Source organism: Celerinatantimonas yamalensis (assembly GCF_046054155.1).
Taxonomy (GTDB): Bacteria; Pseudomonadota; Gammaproteobacteria; order Enterobacterales; family Celerinatantimonadaceae; genus Celerinatantimonas; species Celerinatantimonas yamalensis.
On record NZ_JBEQCT010000001.1, the window covers coordinates 801588 to 819239 of the forward strand.

Genomic DNA, 17652 nt, shown 5'->3' on the forward strand with positions numbered 1-17652 from the left:
TGTAAATTTACAATAACTGGAATCAACAGAAACTAACTTTAAACATAGAAAGGCCGCATTATGCGGCCTTTCTACTTTTTTATTAAGCTCCCTTTTCCAACATGGAGCGGACCCCTTCTAACTGTAGCAATGCAGCTTTACGTTCGACTCCACCCGCATAGCCAGTCAGTTTTCCATTGGATCCAATCACCCGATGACAAGGAACAATAATTGAGATGGGATTTCGTCCATTGGCCGCCCCTACCGCACGCACAGCACGAGGATGACCTATCGCATTAGCCAGTTGCTGATAGGTTCGTGTTTCACCAAATGGGATGGTCATTAATGCCTGCCAAACTGAACGCTGAAAAGGAGTCCCCGTCATGACCACCGGCAAAGTGAACCTTGTGCGTTTTCCAGCTAAATACTCATTAAGCTGAAGGATAACCGCCACCAACATGGGATGTTGATCGTTTCTGCGACCCAAATCGTCGGGTAGTGTCGTTTGAGTTTCAAACCATATCCCGCTGATTCCTCGTTCACAGGTTTGAATGGTGACATCGCCCAAGAGCGTAGCCGCATGGGTAAAATACATCATCTTATTGATTCCATAAGTGAAATGTGGCGTAACTGCCCCATGGGGATACTGTCTCTTCCGATAACCCTGAGAAATGCGCCAACTGTTTTTTTACGATCAAATCCGACACAAGAAAACAGTCGGTTAACGACAACCCCCGTAGCTGAGCGTAACTGACAGTCCATGGTCCAATTCCTTTAAGCTTGAGCCACTCCATGGGATCAGAATCCGGATATTGGCGAATATGCTCAGCAAATCGTTTCAATGTATCTTTGCGGCTTTGGGGCATTTTAAGAAACTCAAGATCGCCATCTGCCACAGTATCCGGCGTTGGAAAACAGACACTATTGCCATGCGTAGTGATCCCCTCCACCAACTGATTCAGCTTGGTAGTTGCCCCTTTTACCGATACCTGCTGGCCAAGAATGGCCCTGACACCAGCTTCCCATGGATTCCATACGCCGGGAATTCGAATTCCCGGCTGTTTGACCATGCCGTGCGCCAGTTGCCCAAGATACTGCTCTATCACCTCAGTATCTGCATCCAGATCCAACATACGACGCACTCCGCAAATAAGCGGTTTTAACACATCGATTGCATCACTTTGCACTTCCATCATCAGACGTTGCTTGTTATCTGCCATGATGCGAAACCCCACGGTATGATCGCCGATACGGACTTGACGAGCATAGCTATGTTCATCCACTGTCTCTAGCCCCTTAATGGCACGCAAACGGTAGAAAGCCAGCATATGAGGCCAGTTCAGCTTTCCCCTATAGGACAACTGAATTTGGGGTCTTGCGGTTACGGTCTGATTACGCCGAATATCGGACGGACGCAGTTTCATCTGCTTACGAAAGGCATCCTGAAAGCGACGAGTACTGTTAAACCCTGCTGCAAAACCAATATCGGTCACAGACAAGCTACTTGAATGCAGCAACTGCTTTGCGAACATCAGTTTCTGGTAGAGATCATACTGTTTGGGTGACATACCCAGATAACGCTGAAACAGCTGACGTAAATACCGATCGGTAATCCCTAGCCGCTCAGCTAGATACGCGACGGATCCCTGCGTTAATGCACCTTGCTCAATATTCCTCAGAGCGCGTAGATATGTGGTTTCAACCCCTTTCCACGCCCACGAGGACGGCGCGCTGTCAGGTCGGCAACGCAGGCAGGGACGATATCCTGCCTGAAGTGCCTGTGTTTTATCGGAAAAGTATTCCACATTTTCTTCACTTGGCAGTTTTGCCGGACATATCGGGCGACAAAAAATACCAGTGGTTTTTACCGCAATAAAAAAACAACCGTCAAAACGGCGATCGCGAGACAACCGCGCCTGTCGGCATTGTTCTGCAGTCAGGTCAGTATAGGGATGGAGCATATCGGTTCCCGCTGTCTGTTATCTTATGGCTACTATACATGGGAAATCCCTCCGATAGCGCCATTTCCGGAACTGAATATGACACAGGTGGCAGTTCTCTCTTCCGGTTACGCACATAACCACGATAACGCCCATATCCGGTGACTCAATTAGCCCGTAAATGGTGTCCCAAAATATCCTGCCACCCAATTCGCCTCAAAGTAGTGTTGGCCGCAATCCTTTTGTAACTCTCCCATAAAATAATGGCATACCATTTTGGAATTTCTCTGATTACACTGAATGGATAGGATAACTCGTTATGAAAAAATCACGTCATACCGAAACTTAGATCGTCAAGATCTTGAAGGAAGTAGAAATGAGCCGACAGGTTAAAGAAGTCTGTCGTGAATAGGGTATATCGGATGCAACCTATTACCACCAAAAATCGAAATACGGTGGTATGTAACCATCTGATATAAAAGATTTAAAGAGCTTAAATATGAAAATCGCCGCTTAGAATCCATGTTTGCTGAATTAAGTTTAGATCCTCGGATACTCAAAGACATTGTGAAACAAAGCTGTAAAGCCACGATGAAGTGTGAGCTTGTCGATTAAGCTCGACAACGGCATAACGTCAGTTTAAGGCTTGCTTATCCGCTGTTGGTATTAGCGATTCGGTGTATCGATATCACCTCGACAAAACAAAATCCGCACCGATAACTAATCGTCCACTTAATAGCGACTATTATTCTCAAAATAGCTCATTGATCATCAAACTAGTTTACTGAATAATGGCGGCATATACCACTTGTACACTATTTCAGCTCGATGCTTCAGTCATAACCACTGACATTCGAGAAAGATGGAATCAACTTTAGGATGAAAAAATGCGTTATTTTTCACTCGAAAAATACAAAAACCCACTTTTGTTCGCTGCTCGTATTTTATTAATGCTATTGTTCGTTATTTTCGGCTGGCAAAAGTTGGTCGGTTTTGGTAACGCTGCAGGCTATATGGCCGCTGAGCATTTACCATTTCCGACAATAACGGCAGCCATCGTTGTGATGATTGAATTTGGGCTAGGATTACTCCTAGTCATCGGATTTTACACCCGCCCCATCGCCTTATTTATGATGGTGTATACCCTTCTCACGGCGCTGATTGGGCATCATTATTGGAATGAATCCGGCATGCAAGCATATGGCGATATGATTAACTTCTATAAAAATATTAGTATCATGGGTGGCCTACTGTTGCTTGCCTTAACCGGCCCGGGCAAATATTCACTCGATCAAAAATAGTATTCACCCGAGCCACTCACATCAAGTGGCTCGAAACCCGCCCCTGCGCCCATAGCTTAATCACACCTCAGATTTTCCACCACAACCCAATATCACTGCGCAGGTGCAGTCTCAAATGAGTGACGTCTTTTAACCTTCCAGAATAGCTAAAATATGTTTCATCGACTGCTCATATTCGGCATCATTGGAATTTTTAAAAATCAAGAAATCATCAATTACATCTGGATCATCCAGCTTTTCTGGAATATCAAAATTAACACCTTGAATGTACTCATCCCAATGCTCAAGCTTCCAAGTATCGCGAGATGAATTACGCGCAATCATTCTCTGTTTGATAACATCAACATTGGTGATCACCCAAACGACTGTTAATCTTGCCTGTTTGTCTATTAACTGTTTTTTCAGATTCGTAATGTAGTCAACATCACGGATCTCGCGAGTAAACGGCGCATTAATCAGCACAATGTCATCGTATTCTAACGCTTCCATCGCCAATGCTAACGTCGCCTGATATTCATAATCACGAATATTTGCTTCAAAAAAATCTGAACTGCGGTTTACTTGCTGATGTGCCACTTTAAAAATCTGATGCGACAGCACAATCAACGTGTCTTTATCCAGATAAACCACATGTTTTAATTCTTTAGCTAACTGTTTAGAAATATACGTTTTACCACTCGCTGGCGGCGACGTAACAAGAATGAGTCGTTTCATAGCGGATCCCTACCAAAACATAAAAACTACATTCATCGTATCTCAGGCATTTGCAAATGTAGTGAACAAAATCAAGGAAACTGCCGAATAGCGAATTTCTTATAAATTCTAGCTCACTCGGCCTTATTGTTTTATTTTTAATCGGTATCCCTGCTGATGACACCATCGCTCGCATCATATCGGCGATTGACTCAGAGCCATTCCATGATCGTTTCGTGAATAAAATGTCTTCGGTGCATACACTCGCTTCGTGGCTAATCCAACCGTGAAGAAAGAGTCAGTACTCTCCATATGATGAGTGTATATACTTGTTCAAATAAATTGGTGTTCGGCCAGCTAAAGACTGAGCAAAAAAGTAACGAGATAACCGAGAGGCCCTGAGCTGATACAAATCTTCGATCGCAGAGGCTCCCTAGCCACGATTAATGCCATGGCATACCAACTCACATAGCCAAAGCCAAAGCCATAATAGACCAAGGTGGTGATTACCTGCTTGCGGGTTAAAAGAAATCAAGACAAGCTTCGACAAGCAATAGAAAATGCGATTTCATCGCAGCAAGCTAATCTGGCAGATAACCTCAAATTCGAAGACAAACATGACCGTATCGAATCGCAGCTGTGTTACGTTTTTGACAGTTTGAAACTGGAGGGCAACTTCTCACGCTGGAAAGGCCTGTAACGCATCGTGATGGTAGAAAATTTTCACCTCGATAAAGGAAAGTCAGTCAACTTAGAGTTCCGTTACTACATCTGCTCTAAAATGCTTCGAAGTGAGACAAACTAGATTAAGTATTATGGGCAAGAAGAAGCGCTAAATAATGAACACAGTCATGCTGGAATCAGTATTAAAGCTGGTTTTAACGAAGTGGGTGAATGTTAACCGCTCATGCGACTCTGACTAACCACACCACCAGAATATTCCAAATGGTAGCAACAGTCGTCCTCTAAAGAGCTTTCGCACTTTATCATGCAACCATTTTTCGCACTAACGAACTTATAAGCGTTTTTATTTGCAGAAGGTTTACGAAGATTTTGAACGTGTAAACATCCCATATCATTGTAAAAAACAACCAAATTAGGTTTAGGACACTTTATGGGGTTTAAAAGGACATCTTATGGCTTTATCGTGTTGCTAACCGACTGATTTATAGCAAACGATCAGGACAATTTATGCTTTCAGCGACAAATTGGGTGGTGGTTCTACGAGCAACACCCCGGCACTCGAGTCGTCTGCTGCGGCTGCTCCCTTCCAGGCCTGACCGGGTTCACAGAGTATCGATGCGGGAGAACCCGCAGAACCACCATAATAGGCGTTTAACAATAATTACGCTAAACGTGGGCAGGATAATAACAACCATGCTTGAGAATGCAAGCTCAGATTACCCCTTTACCCGTTGTTTGCTGAAATTTCAGTCAAAAACACATCATCAAACAGAAGGGCCGTCCAATAACGGCCCAAAAACATTAAAATAATTTTTGTTGCAATGTATAGAGGTCTTGCGAAAATGGTCGACGCATATTTTCAATACATTCAATAATGTCGTGGTGCACGAGCTGATTGTTTTGTATACCAATACAACGGCCACCTTTACCGTCGAGCAACAGCTCAACCGCATATCCACCCATCCAACTCGCAAGCACACGGTCACGCGCTGTCGGTGAACCACCTCGCTGAATATGTCCCAATACCGTTGCTCGTGTTTCACGGCCCGTTGCCATCTCAATCCCAGCGGCCAGTTCATTGACGTTGGTAATATGTTCAGTGATAGCAATAATGGCGTGTTTTTTCCCTTTTAATTTGCCTTCATTTAAGCTTTTGAGCAAATCGGTGCGGCTAAAGCCAACTTCTGGGATAATTAAGTATTCAGCACCACCCGCAATAGCAGCTTGTAGAGCTAAATCACCGCAATAACGGCCCATAATTTCAACGACAGAAATACGATTATGCGATGATGACGTATCACGAATACGGTCAATCGCATCAATAGCTGTGTTTAAGGCCGTGTCAAAACCAATGGTATAATCGGTGCCCGCAATATCATTATCAATCGTTCCTGGAATACCAATACAAGGGAATCCCATCTCGGTAAGTTTCTTAGCGCCCATATAAGAGCCATCACCACCGATAACGACGAGTGCGTCAATGTCGTGTTTTTTCAAATTCGCGACGGCTTCTTCACGGATCTTTTCGTCTTTAAACTCAGGGAAACGTGCAGAACCCAAGAACGTACCGCCACGGTTGATGATATCAGACACGCTGTAACGTTCCATCTTTTTAATTTTGTTTTGATGCAGACCGAAATAACCGTCGTAAATACCAAAGACTTCAAGATCATAAGATAATCCGGTGCGTACCACGGCCCGGATTGCCGCATTCATACCCGGTGCATCACCGCCACTGGTTAGAACACCAATTTTTTTTACCATTGGTTCCTCTCAATTCATCCTGTTGGAAATGTTGAAAAAATATTACATCTGTTCGCTTAGATAGCGATGAGCAAAGTTGAAATATCCACTCTATGAGGCCTCTTTTCGATAGATGTACCGCAACCTGTCATTTCATGGGGGTATTCTGCCACACTTAAAGCTAAACTTTAATGACTAGCCTCAAACACTTTAATATTTAAGTAAGAATATTACAAAAATAAGGATCAAATTTTAGGTAGCAGACTAGGTTTAAAACACTTTTTCTACATTCTGCAGCACCCGGTAACCGTTTACCAGGTGTTGCAGTAGAAATCGAAACGAACGCTGAACACGGCTTCAACCTTGTTAAAGCAGTTTGTCACCACTTCCATGCCCTAGCGAAGATAAAATATCATCATTCAATGATAATATGTTTGTTTTGCTGATTCGATGCCGATAAATTTCACGCAAATAACGGATCGCATTTTTGACGTTGTTGATGTCTAAGCGTATATCATTGATGGAGACGAAACGCTGCTGGTCTTCAATTAACTCGCGATATTTTTTCTCATACATCGGTTTGATGGCATACCAGTTGGTATCAAGAATTTTCGCCGGATTTTCATACTGGCTGAAGTAACGTTCAACCAAACTGTCATCAAATACATCAGAGCGAATTAAATCAATCACAGCTTTATCGATGTCATCACTGAAACGGTACTCATCTTTGGCAAAACAACGTTTCATATAAGCGACCATGAGTGTTAAAAAGTCATCACTTAGGCAAGGACTTTTGGCGATTAAGGTGGTCAATGATAAGTTAGCAGAAGCACCAATCACAAGTGCATAGCGTTTTAAGGTCGTATTCGGACACAGGCGGTTCAAATGAATTTTCAAACGATTCAGAGCGCTAAAGGACAGTTTATAATCGCGTGGTAACGAGATAATCGAAACGACAGATGAACAATTTTTATAAAAATGCAGCCGATTTAATTCACTGGGATCATATCCACTAGCACGATAGTCAATAATTGCCTGACGGTAACGTTCTGACTCAATTGGTAAGATACTAATCCCTTCAATCGCTGAAGTACTATCATTGAAGTGGGGTAAATCGATAGAACGGCAAAATAGATCATCGATATCAACCGCCTCTTGGTGGGCATTATCACTTACTACACTTTCAGCATAAGCCACAGCAACTGGGCCCGCTAAACTCATAAAAAGATCATTGGCATCTAAACGAATGGTTTCAGCGATATCAATCCCAGCGCGTCGAAAATAATCTTCGTCGTAATCAGTGGTGACCGCTTGCGCGGTTAAAATATTAAAAATTTGCTGGGAGATATATTGGTTGGCGTACTTTTCCATGGTGTTCACATCAATGTCGCTTGATGACTCACCATTTGCCTCTTGAGCATAACGCATAATGTCATTAGAAATGAGCATCATCGCATTCCAAGGACGAATCCGCTTCATCACATCCTCTGGGACTTCGTCTTCTTCACGCTCTTCGTTATAAGAAAAATTCCATTCCTCTGAGATATATTTGGTCAGTAGTCGTCCCGCATTGATGTGCAGAGCCTCAGATATATCTAAATCGTGCCCTGAAATATTCGGTAAAATGCAGATCCCCGAGGTAAAAATCGGTTCAAAGACAAAACTATGACGTTTATCTACCTGTTGGTTTTGTACCGCACGATAATCAAATGTCTTGCTTAAATAGGAGAATTGCTGTGCCAAACCAAACTCAGAGGCCATCCCCGAACCGGTACCGCCACCTGCACTAAAAATATAAAAATACAATCTTGACTGATTCGCTTTAATACCACAGGAGTCAACCAAATAAGAATGCATGTGCCGCCAACTGTCATTCCGAAAGCTTGAGGTATCTTTATTGAGAATAATTTTAGCAAGATATTGCCCCAAGATAGGTGCATTCCCTGCCCCACCAGCATGAACCTCAGACAGGTCCATGACCTGTAATTTGCGGTATTCTTTTAAAAAGCGAGCCCGTCCATTTTGACTAGAAAAACGGATCCGCCCTTCAATATCTTTATCTAGATCGCCAAGCATCACGATCGGCTCAATTAAAAAGACCGGTTGCGCTTGGCTTTTATTTTCAAGGGGAAGGTGATTTTTGATCCAGCGCATCGGCTCAAATTCTCGTTCATGCGCTTTTTGTTGCTGATATTCGAGTTCACTGATGTAGTTGGTGCGCGCATTAAATACTAGTGTTGCCACATCCAAGGCAATATTTGAGCCACAGCGTCCCAAACCGATCAAACAGACGGATGGAAAATTCTGCTCTTGTGCTTTGTCGCCATCAACTAGATCAGGGCTTATCTTCTGGCGAATTACATCGAGATTTTCTAAAATTTGCTCAAGGTCATTTTCGGTGTAATACAGGTGCTCTATTGGTAGATTATCTTGGCCCATTCCATTGTCCTTATATTGAGCGCAGATTTAGCATTGCTCTAATTAAGGTTGATAAATTCCCATAGTGCAAGTTTATCCAACTAATGTATTAATATTTATATTTTTTATTAAAATAACTAGCTGTAAATCACCTTATTCGAGCCTTTGTGTTCACAAAAAACCGACCTTTTCAGGACCGGTTTTTTATTGGAACAGCGTTACTTTTTTTTACGTTTATCGTTTACTTGCCAATGCCCGTCGTGATATATCGCTGACCAGCCAGTCGCTTTTTTGTCGACCTCAGTCATCACATATTGCTCTTTATTTTTACGACTGTAGCGTACCACCGCAGGTAATCCGTCTGGATCATGAGTAGGGGCATCCGCCAAATAGTAAAACTTAGGTGAAATACGCCCCCTAAAGCGCTGCAATTCGGCCACTTGTGGTGCCCGTGTTTCACGCGATTTGGGGAATGTATTTGCGGCTAAAAATAATCCTGAAGCCCCATCACGCAACACAAAATATGCATCACTTTGGCTACACTTTAGCTCCGGCAAATGCACAGGGTCTTCTCGAGGCGGTGCAACTTCACCATTTTTAAGGATCTTCCGTGTGTTGTTACATTCGGCATTAGTACATGCCATATACTTGCCAAATCGCCCAGTTTTAAGCTGCATATCATGACCACATTTTTCACATTCGACGACAGGCCCATCGTACCCTTTAATTTTAAAGTTCCCTTGTTCTATGACATGTCCATCGCAATCAGGGTTATTACCACACACGTGCAATTTACGATGCTCATCAATTAAGTAGCTATCCATCGCTGTACCACATTTAGGGCAACGTTCTTTGGCTCGCAACGCTTCGGTCTCTAACTCTTCTTCATCGGTAGTAACGACTTCTTCACCAGGGATCAAGTTAATCGTGCATTTACAGCGCTCTTTAGGGGGTAAGGCATAGCCACTACAACCTAAGAACACACCAGTACTGGCAGTTCGTATCCCCATTTTCCGGCCGCACTGTGGGCAATCAATATCCGTCAAGACTGGCGTGTTCGCTCGCATCCCATGATCATCATCTTCAGCGGCATGCAGCTTATGCGAAAAATCGACATAGAATTGATCGAGCGTTTGTTTCCAATTGCGATGCCCTTCAGCAACTTCATCCAACTCCGCCTCCATATTGGCGGTAAAATCATAACTGAGTAAGTTGGCAAAGTTTTCACACAGGCGATCGGTCACAATCTCGCCCATTTTTTCTGCATAAAAACGCCGATTTTCCACATGCACGTAGCCACGATCTTGAATCGTTGAAATAATCGATGCATAGGTTGATGGTCGACCAATACCGCGTTTTTCTAACTCTTTAACCAGCGACGCTTCATTGAAACGAGCTGGCGGCTTGGTAAACAGCTGCTGCGGATCAAGTGCACTAAGGGCTAATATCTCACCTTCATACACTGAAGGTAATGTTTGGTCTTCCTCTTTTTTTGAACTCGAGGTCGGCATGACTTTAGTCCAACCATCAAAACGCAAAATACGCCCGCGCGCTTTAAGCTCATAGTCACCCGCTTGCACAGTCAAGGTCGTCGAGTCATATTCTGCAGGCGTCATCTGACAGGCAACAAATTGACGCCAAATCAACTCATACAGTTTTTTTGCATCATTATCAACATCACTGAGATCGCCAGATTTAACCGTTACTGCACTCGGGCGGATCGCTTCATGCGCTTCTTGGGCCCCTTCTTTGTTGCTGTAACTATTGGCTTTCCCAGGAAGATAACGCTCACCATACTGCTCACCGATAAAGTCGCGAACCGCACTGAGTGCGTCTTGACTAAGATTGGTCGAGTCAGTACGCATATAGGTGATGTAACCGGCTTCATAGAGGCGTTGCGCCAACATCATGGTCCGTTTCACCCCATAACCGAGTCGCACACTGGCAGCTTGTTGTAACGTCGAGGTAATAAAAGGAGCCCGCGGCCTCGTTTTAGTCGGCTTATCCTCGCGCTTAATCAGTTGATATTGCGCAGTTTTAAGAGCCGCTAAAGCAACATCAGCTTGATCTTTCGTGTGCGCGTCGAACGTCTTGCCTTTAAATTTAGCCACTTGCATGCGCAGATTGGCTTGCTCACTGCTTAATAAATCAGCAAATATATTCCAGTATTCCTCAGGAACAAAGGCTTTAATCTCGCGCTCACGTTCAACCACTAAACGCACGGCAACCGATTGTACGCGACCGGCTGACAAGCCCCGAGCTATCTTTTTCCACAGCAAGGGTGAAACCATATATCCGACGACACGATCCAAAAAACGCCGTGCTTGCTGCGCATTGACTCTGTCGACATTCAATTTACCAGGTTTGGAAAAGGCCTGTTGAATGGCTGTCTTCGTTATTTCATTAAACACCACACGCTTAAAACGTGAGTCATCACCGCCAATAATTTCACGCAGGTGCCAAGCAATCGCTTCCCCTTCGCGGTCTAAATCCGTCGCTAGATAGATAGTATCGGCTTTTTCAGCAAGCTGCTTTAGCTCTTTAACCACTTTCTCTTTACCAGGCACGACTTGATAGTTCGCCTGCCAACCATGGTCAGGGTCAATTCCCATTCGGGTCACTAGCGCTTGCTGTTCTCGTTCCTTTTTGATTTGCGCTTTATCCTGCGCAGACAACCCCTTAGTCGATACTGGGGTCGCTTTTTTCTTTGTCGTTACGCCTGAACCACTCTTCGGTAGGTCACGCACATGCCCTACGCTGGATTTAACAACAAACTGATTGCCAAGATACTTATTGATCGTTTTCGCCTTGGCTGGCGACTCCACAATAACCAGTGATTTACTCATGCTCTCAAATACCATTGACCCGCATATCTGCGACGGGCTTATAAAAAGAAATTATACCTAGTCTTGCGGCACATCCTCGCAAGCTCAACCTTAATTTGCAACCTTGTTTCATTCAGACATACGTCTATCGCTTCATTGTGCACTCACAAACTAATCGGTATAAATCGACTCAAACTGATTTAGTTGATTCGCTGAATCACTCATCCTTAGCACCTCGATTGCGACAAAACCATAGATAAAATTGCACTGTTTTGCCATACTTTTGCACAGGATATAACCAATAATTCAATCAATTAAATCTCTCTTAAGCGCTGAGGATAGCTATGAAACATTACGAAGTAAACTTTGATGGCCTAGTTGGACCAACTCATAACTATGCTGGGTTATCATTTGGCAACGTAGCATCAGTATCCAATGCTAAGAATCAGTCCAACCCACGAGAAGCCGCCAAACAAGGTCTGGCGAAGATGAAATCACTGACTGATTTAGGATTAACCCAAGGCGTACTTGCTCCTCAACAGCGCCCTGATTTAACCACATTGCGACGACTTGGTTTTAGCGGAACAGATGCAAAAGTGTTAGAACAAGCCGCCTTGCGTTGTCCTCAGGCACTATTAGCATGCTATTCAGCATCAAGCATGTGGACTGCAAATGCAGCGACCGTTTCCCCCAGCGCCGACACGCAAGATGGTCGTGTTCACTTTACACCAGCCAATCTCGTTGATAAGTTTCATCGCTCTATCGAACCCGACGTTACGGGCGCCATTCTAAAAGCAACTTTTCACGACAGCAAATATTTTGCACATCATCAACATCTACCATCACACACCGATTTTGGCGATGAAGGCGCAGCTAACCATACACGATTATGTCAACAATACGGTCATGCGGGCTTAGAACTATTCGTCTACGGACGTAGTTGTTCTCAAAATGAACACCTCCAGCCGCACAAATTTCCGGCCCGGCAAACGCTTGAAGCTTCGCAAGCGATTGCCCGCCTACATGGTCTCGATGAAGAAACAGCCTTGTTTATTCAGCAAAATCCAGCGGTGATTGATCAAGGGGTTTTTCATAACGATGTGATTGCCGTCGGCAACCAGAATGTCTTTTTCTACCACGAGCAGGCATTTTTACATCCAGAACAGTTGTGTCAAGATATTCGCCGCTTACTCCCTAACACTGATCTGCACTTTATCCAAGTGAGCGAGCAGCAAGTCAACTTAGCTGATGCGGTTAAGAGCTATTTATTTAATACTCAAATCGTCACATTAAATAATGGCACGATGGCGATCATCGCGCCAACTGATTGTCAAGAAACACCTGCAGTGAAAGCTTTGCTAGACGATATTTTGACACGTAACACGCCGATTCAGCAGGTGCTTTATTTTGATGTAAAACAAAGTATGCGCAATGGTGGTGGGCCTGCCTGTTTAAGGCTTCGCGTAGCATTGAGCGATCAAGAACTAAGCGCTGTGAACCCCAATACCTTGCTAGATGATACGCTATTTAACACGCTTAATCAGTGGGTTGATAAACATTATCGTGATCGACTCAGTTTTGATGATCTTAAAGACCCTTCACTTATCACCGAGTCATATACAGCGCTTGACGAGCTGACATATATTCTTAAATTAGGTTCGGTCTACCCCTTCCAACAAGTCGGGTAATGTAAATGCCCCTGAGATGATCGCAGGGGCATTTAATTGGCGTTAATTTGCTAAGCAGTGATTTGCTTGGGTACATCCCAGTTTGGCCAACTTTGCTTTTATTTGGCCGCGTCGACCTTGATCAGCGATAGGTCGATCAGATCGAAGCGGTGCATGATAGGCTTTTAGAAAATACGCCACCGCTTGTTTTTTGTTCCCTTGAGAACGCAAAAAATCGGCATAAAAATAGTTGCTGTCGATTCCATTTGGGTTAATTTCTAGTGATTTTTGTAAATACTTTTTTGCTTCGCTATCACTGCCAAAGCCGATTGGCCACCCTGGCACTTGATAATACAGCGACCCAAGAGTGGTATAAGCAGAACCGTCTAAAATAGTGGGCTTTTCAGACAACACCTGCAATAGCTCTTTTTTTGCATGTTTGACCAAATCTAAGGCGCTAAAACCACCTTTTTGCCCGGCTAAGGAACTTTGACTAATCGCTAGCCATATTTTTATATCGCTGCGTTCTGGATATTGCGCTGCAATACTTGCAACATGCCGGGTTGTATCTTCTAAACAAGTCTGTTTCGGTTTGTCACCACTGACTTGATATTCACAGTGTGCCCATTGATGCTGAATATCAAGTAACAGTGGATCGGCCATCGCATGATTGACCAACAATGTTATTGTCGCGCCAAACGCGCATTGAAAAATGCTGCGGGTCATTATTTTTTCTCCTGACGAAGGATCGGTTCAATGATCGATCGTTGTTTAACTAATTCGCGTCCAACCCAACTTGGTCGTAGCTGATTAAGTAGAACAAATAAACGCTCTGGCCAGCCGATCCAACGTACGCTACGGTTTGCCTTAATTGCTTGCAATACAATGCTAGCGACCTCTTCAGGACTATCGACATTTTGTTTTAGACGTTGCTGCATAGACTGAGCGCGAGCATCATTCAAGGTTGTTGCAGTGGCTCTAGGAGCGACATACAGCACTTGTCGGCCCGATCCTGACCATTCCCGAGCTAGTGCTTCACTAAATCGATACATGGCTGCTTTGCTCGCGCCATAGACGCTATATCCCGGCATGCCTATCGCAGCGAGTACCGAACCAATATTAACCAGCATCCCAGGGCTTGTCAGCCACTGCTGTGCGGCTAACGCGATCTGCATCGGCACCTCAACATTAAGCATTAGTTGCCGGCTAATATCGCTACTTTGATGATCACAAAACAGATCTAAACTTTGACAACCGGCGTTATTAATCACCATATTGATGCTGTGTGTTTGCCCATAGTCGTTAAGTCTCGCTAAAAACTGTTGCAAGGCGTGAGGCTCTAACAGCTCGGCACACCAACACTGATGCGATCCTGCAGGTAGTGATGCTGCTAACTGCTCTAAACGCACCATATCACGTCCAACTAAAATTAAGTTTGCCCCAGCCTGAGCAAGCTGCATTGCCAACGCTTGCCCAATTCCGCCAGTGGCGCCTGTTAACACAATACATTGTTGACTAATTTGCATCACACCCCCTCTTGAATGGGGCGGATTTGCGCTAACATTTGCCCATACAGTGCAAAAACCATATTGGCAGAATCAATGATCACCTGCTGGTCGCGTTTATCTGTAATTTTATCCATTAATCCTGCAAATAATTTGATATGTTGTTGATCTAAACTACTGTGTGAACGCAGATAACTCATGGCCTCATCAGGCAGTTGCAAGTGCTGCTGGATCAAGTCAGCCATGGCACCGCCAACCCCAACACTGGTTCCCTCTAATACCCATACCATACCGAATAGCGCCAATGGATTATGACGATCAATTTGATAATACAGATAAGCGACCATCAGTTCGATTGGCGCACAAACACGGCCTATTCCAGCATTTTGTTGCACAGCTCTAATATCCGCGCCGCACACTTTAAGGTCGTCCAAAATCCACAAGTGATGTCCTTGTTCCTCTTCGATGTATTCAGCTAACGGTGCTTGCATCCATTCATCACGCTCTTTTAGACGAGAACCACATGCCATGAGTAAGGGCACCGTGTGTTTGACGTGATGATAGGCTTGCGTTAGAAAAGCCTGATAACTCGGTAGATCAATATCACCGCGTTGGCACGCCGCAAAAATAGGCGCATTGAGCATATGATGTCGAGCCACCTCGGTCGCTTGTTGTAATTGCGCAAAAAATAGCTCATTCATGACAGTCCACTCCAGTAGAAGAAATTGTGTTCGCTGCGTCGAGCTGATGCAATGGCACCACGCTCACAGCATCATTAACCGTTAATATAGGTTGCCATCCGCGGCTGACTAACCAAGTTTGAATGTGCTGACGGCGCCAACGACCATTGCTGGTACGCCAATCGCTAAGCATAGGGTTATGCTGCCAGCACCAATAAATGTGATAAAGACGAGCATAATCAGGTAGCTGTTGATTAAACGATTGCACGCTTTGTTGCAGCTCATCAAGCATTTTTTCGGCCATCTCATCCGATGAGGGCTGTTTGAGCAATACCACGGCCTCTAACTGCGCGCCTCCATCACCAAACACCACCAATTGTTGTAACAAAGGCCAAATTTGCGCTTCAGACTCAAGCCATTCCGGTGAAATATTACGGCCAAAGCTGGTAATGAGTAGATTTGACGCCCGGCCTTCTATGTAGAGATAGCCTTGCGCATCTTGATGCGCTAAATCGCCGGTATCGAGCCATTGTTCACCGAGTTCCGGTTGACCGAGATAGCCTTGCATTAACGATCCACGGACCCACAAATGCCCTTGTTCATCGATACGCAGTTGGCGATGTTCAAGCGCTTGCCCCACACTCCCGATACGATTTGCCTGAGGGGTGTTAAAACTCACCACAGAAGCGGCTTCCGATAAGCCATAGCCCTGATAGACGGGCAACCCTAACTGCTCAGCCTGCGCAAGAAGGCGCTGCGAAACCCTCGCACCGCCAAGAGCAATAAATTGTAGTTGACTAAATGGCGCCATTGAATGGCTGGTAAGCTGCACTAATGCGCCTAATAAAGCAGGCGTGACCACCAGCGAATGTGGTTGATGCTGGCGCAATGCTTGGCTAAAAATTGCGGCATCAAAACGACTGGAGCCAAATAAGCCGACATGTTGACTACGACGGATCACACAGCTCGCGCCAAGGGCGAAAGGCACATAGAGTGCACAGATATTTTCAAGTAAGACACTTAAAGGCAACAACGCCATATGACAAGAGAGGTTTTGCTGATTGGCACTTAAACGACTGGCCAATGATTCGGCCACATCGGCTTGTGCTTGACGGCTCAAACAAACCCCTTTGGGGTCGCCTGTTGATCCTGAGGTAAAGGTGATCTTCTGTGTATCGCGGGGAAACACAACAGTATCTGTCACACGCTGACAATAGAGCGGCATATCCATAAGATACGTCGTTGCATGCATCTGTTCAGGCCAATCGCCCCAATAACCATCAGCTTGACAGCTTTTAGCTAAATAACTGATTTGTTTGGCACTAAAAAATGTTGGCACAGGCACCAAGACAATGCCTGCACGCATCGCGCTTAAATCAGCGATCGCCCAATTTAAGCTATTATCGGCTCGTAATAACACACAGCGGATCTGGCGTTTGACAAGCTCGCTAGTTGTCCGAGCCACCCGCTCTTCTAACTGAGCATAGCTAAGCGCTTGATAGCCTCCATCCAACCAGTCGCCTTCGAGAGCGATCCGATCGGGATATTGTGTAGCTCCGTGGTTCAGCCACTGATTAATTTTGTCCATCAATAACGTCTCCTATCACGCCCAATTCAGGTTGTAATGTTTGTCGCAATTGCGTGGCCATTAGGCTTAAATCAGCACCTAAAACACGCGGGCGATGGTGATAGTAATTCCCCCATAGGGTTGCTTCATCAGTTGGCAGTGATTCAAGCGACGCGCCACTTAATGTCAATGGATGCATGCCACAGCGTTTAAACAATGCCCACAAAGGGCCTGTTGCAGTAACCATTGCCCACTTAAACCCGCGGGCTAACAACAGCTCAGCTACGGCCAAAAATAAGTGCGGCGCTTGGGCGATCGAAAAAGTGGCCAACTGACCAATTTCAACGAGCTGGTCACGACAAACGGATGCTTGCAGAAGCTCACCTAACATAACTTCTGCTGGCGTTTCTAGATATTGTTCGAGATGCAGTGGCAGGTGAGCACCGCGAAAACCGCAGGCAAATTGAATATTTTGGTGGCGATCAAAGCTAACGATAAAATAAGGATGGAAATCTCGAATTGTCGCTCCAAATGCACTTCGATAGCGCATTGAGATAAACACTTCAATGTCTTTACGCATCAATGATTCAGGGCCAACAATCACTAAAGGCGGAGAACAAGGACGAACTTGTGAACAAAGTGGCATCAAT

General features: G+C 44.7%; 13 protein-coding genes, 1 other RNA gene and 2 pseudogenes. 4 read left to right on the forward strand and 12 right to left on the reverse strand.

What is annotated here, in order from left to right; all coding sequences use genetic code 11:
* Positions 1-82: 82 nt before the first annotated feature.
* Together ABUE30_RS03805 and ABUE30_RS03810 are read right to left on the reverse strand one after the other, a co-directional pair.
* On the reverse strand, positions 83-577 hold the full coding sequence (locus ABUE30_RS03805; protein ID WP_408622335.1) for a methylated-DNA--[protein]-cysteine S-methyltransferase: 495 nt from the start codon (positions 575-577) through the stop codon (positions 83-85).
* Between the two features lies 1 nt (position 578).
* The gene (locus ABUE30_RS03810; protein ID WP_408622336.1) at positions 579-1940 is read right to left on the reverse strand and encodes a DNA-3-methyladenine glycosylase 2 family protein; all 1362 of its coding nucleotides are present in this window, start codon (positions 1938-1940) and stop codon (positions 579-581) included.
* A gap of 355 nt (positions 1941-2295) precedes the next feature.
* Between ABUE30_RS03810 and ABUE30_RS03815 the strand changes: the two are divergent.
* Together ABUE30_RS03815 and ABUE30_RS03820 are read left to right on the forward strand one after the other, a co-directional pair.
* A pseudogene (locus ABUE30_RS03815) lies at positions 2296-2617 on the forward strand (transposase); the annotation flags it as partial.
* Between the two features lie 189 nt (positions 2618-2806).
* Positions 2807-3220 carry a DoxX family protein gene (locus tag ABUE30_RS03820; protein ID WP_408622337.1) on the forward strand — a complete coding sequence of 138 codons (414 nt, stop codon included), beginning with the start codon at positions 2807-2809 and terminating at the stop codon, positions 3218-3220.
* Between the two features lie 129 nt (positions 3221-3349).
* Here ABUE30_RS03820 and ABUE30_RS03825 read toward each other — a convergent pair whose 3' ends face one another.
* On the reverse strand, positions 3350-3934 hold the full coding sequence (locus ABUE30_RS03825; protein ID WP_408622338.1) for an AAA family ATPase: 585 nt from the start codon (positions 3932-3934) through the stop codon (positions 3350-3352).
* Between the two features lie 131 nt (positions 3935-4065).
* Between ABUE30_RS03825 and ABUE30_RS03830 the strand changes: the two are divergent.
* Positions 4066-4709, forward strand: a pseudogene (locus ABUE30_RS03830) (ISAs1 family transposase); the annotation flags it as partial.
* 423 nt (positions 4710-5132) lie between these two features.
* Here ABUE30_RS03830 and ffs read toward each other — a convergent pair.
* The 4 genes from ffs to topA all read right to left on the reverse strand — a co-directional run bounded on the left by ffs (position 5133) and on the right by topA (position 11604).
* Positions 5133-5229, reverse strand: an RNA gene (gene ffs / locus ABUE30_RS03835) — signal recognition particle sRNA small type.
* A 169-nt stretch (positions 5230-5398) separates the two neighbouring features.
* The gene (pfkA, locus tag ABUE30_RS03840; protein WP_408622339.1) at positions 5399-6361 is read right to left on the reverse strand and encodes a 6-phosphofructokinase; all 963 of its coding nucleotides are present in this window, start codon (positions 6359-6361) and stop codon (positions 5399-5401) included.
* A gap of 345 nt (positions 6362-6706) precedes the next feature.
* Positions 6707-8779 carry a hypothetical protein gene (locus ABUE30_RS03845; protein ID WP_408622340.1) on the reverse strand — a complete coding sequence of 691 codons (2073 nt, stop codon included), beginning with the start codon at positions 8777-8779 and terminating at the stop codon, positions 6707-6709.
* 197 nt (positions 8780-8976) lie between these two features.
* Entirely contained in the window at positions 8977-11604 is a 2628-nt protein-coding gene (topA, locus tag ABUE30_RS03850) for a type I DNA topoisomerase (protein WP_408622342.1), read from the reverse strand.
* Positions 11605-11927: 323 nt separating this feature from the next.
* Between topA and astB the strand changes: the two genes are divergently transcribed.
* The gene (gene astB, locus ABUE30_RS03855; RefSeq protein ID WP_408622343.1) at positions 11928-13271 is read left to right on the forward strand and encodes an N-succinylarginine dihydrolase; all 1344 of its coding nucleotides are present in this window, start codon (positions 11928-11930) and stop codon (positions 13269-13271) included.
* A gap of 42 nt (positions 13272-13313) precedes the next feature.
* On the opposite strand, the gene ABUE30_RS03860 is transcribed toward astB, so the two are convergent.
* Genes ABUE30_RS03860 through ABUE30_RS03880 form a run of 5 tightly spaced genes read right to left on the reverse strand, consistent with a single transcriptional unit; the run spans position 13314 to position 17648 of the window.
* The gene (locus tag ABUE30_RS03860; protein ID WP_408622344.1) at positions 13314-13976 is read right to left on the reverse strand and encodes a hypothetical protein; all 663 of its coding nucleotides are present in this window, start codon (positions 13974-13976) and stop codon (positions 13314-13316) included.
* The gene (locus tag ABUE30_RS03865; RefSeq protein ID WP_408622345.1) at positions 13976-14776 is read right to left on the reverse strand and encodes an SDR family oxidoreductase; all 801 of its coding nucleotides are present in this window, start codon (positions 14774-14776) and stop codon (positions 13976-13978) included. The genes ABUE30_RS03860 and ABUE30_RS03865 overlap by 1 nt, the downstream gene beginning before the upstream one ends.
* Entirely contained in the window at positions 14776-15456 is a 681-nt protein-coding gene (locus ABUE30_RS03870) for a TenA family transcriptional regulator (RefSeq protein WP_408622346.1), read from the reverse strand. Before ABUE30_RS03870 ends, ABUE30_RS03865 begins: the two co-directional genes overlap by 1 nt.
* Positions 15449-17023 (reverse strand): AMP-binding protein, encoded by a 1575-nt coding sequence (locus ABUE30_RS03875; RefSeq protein ID WP_408622347.1) that lies wholly within the window; start codon positions 17021-17023, stop codon positions 15449-15451. The genes ABUE30_RS03870 and ABUE30_RS03875 overlap by 8 nt, the downstream gene beginning before the upstream one ends.
* A complete protein-coding gene (locus ABUE30_RS03880; protein WP_408622348.1) occupies positions 17010-17648 on the reverse strand; it encodes a thermostable hemolysin in 639 nt (212 codons plus the stop codon). The genes ABUE30_RS03875 and ABUE30_RS03880 overlap by 14 nt, the downstream gene beginning before the upstream one ends.
* Between the last annotated feature and the right edge of the window lie 4 nt (positions 17649-17652).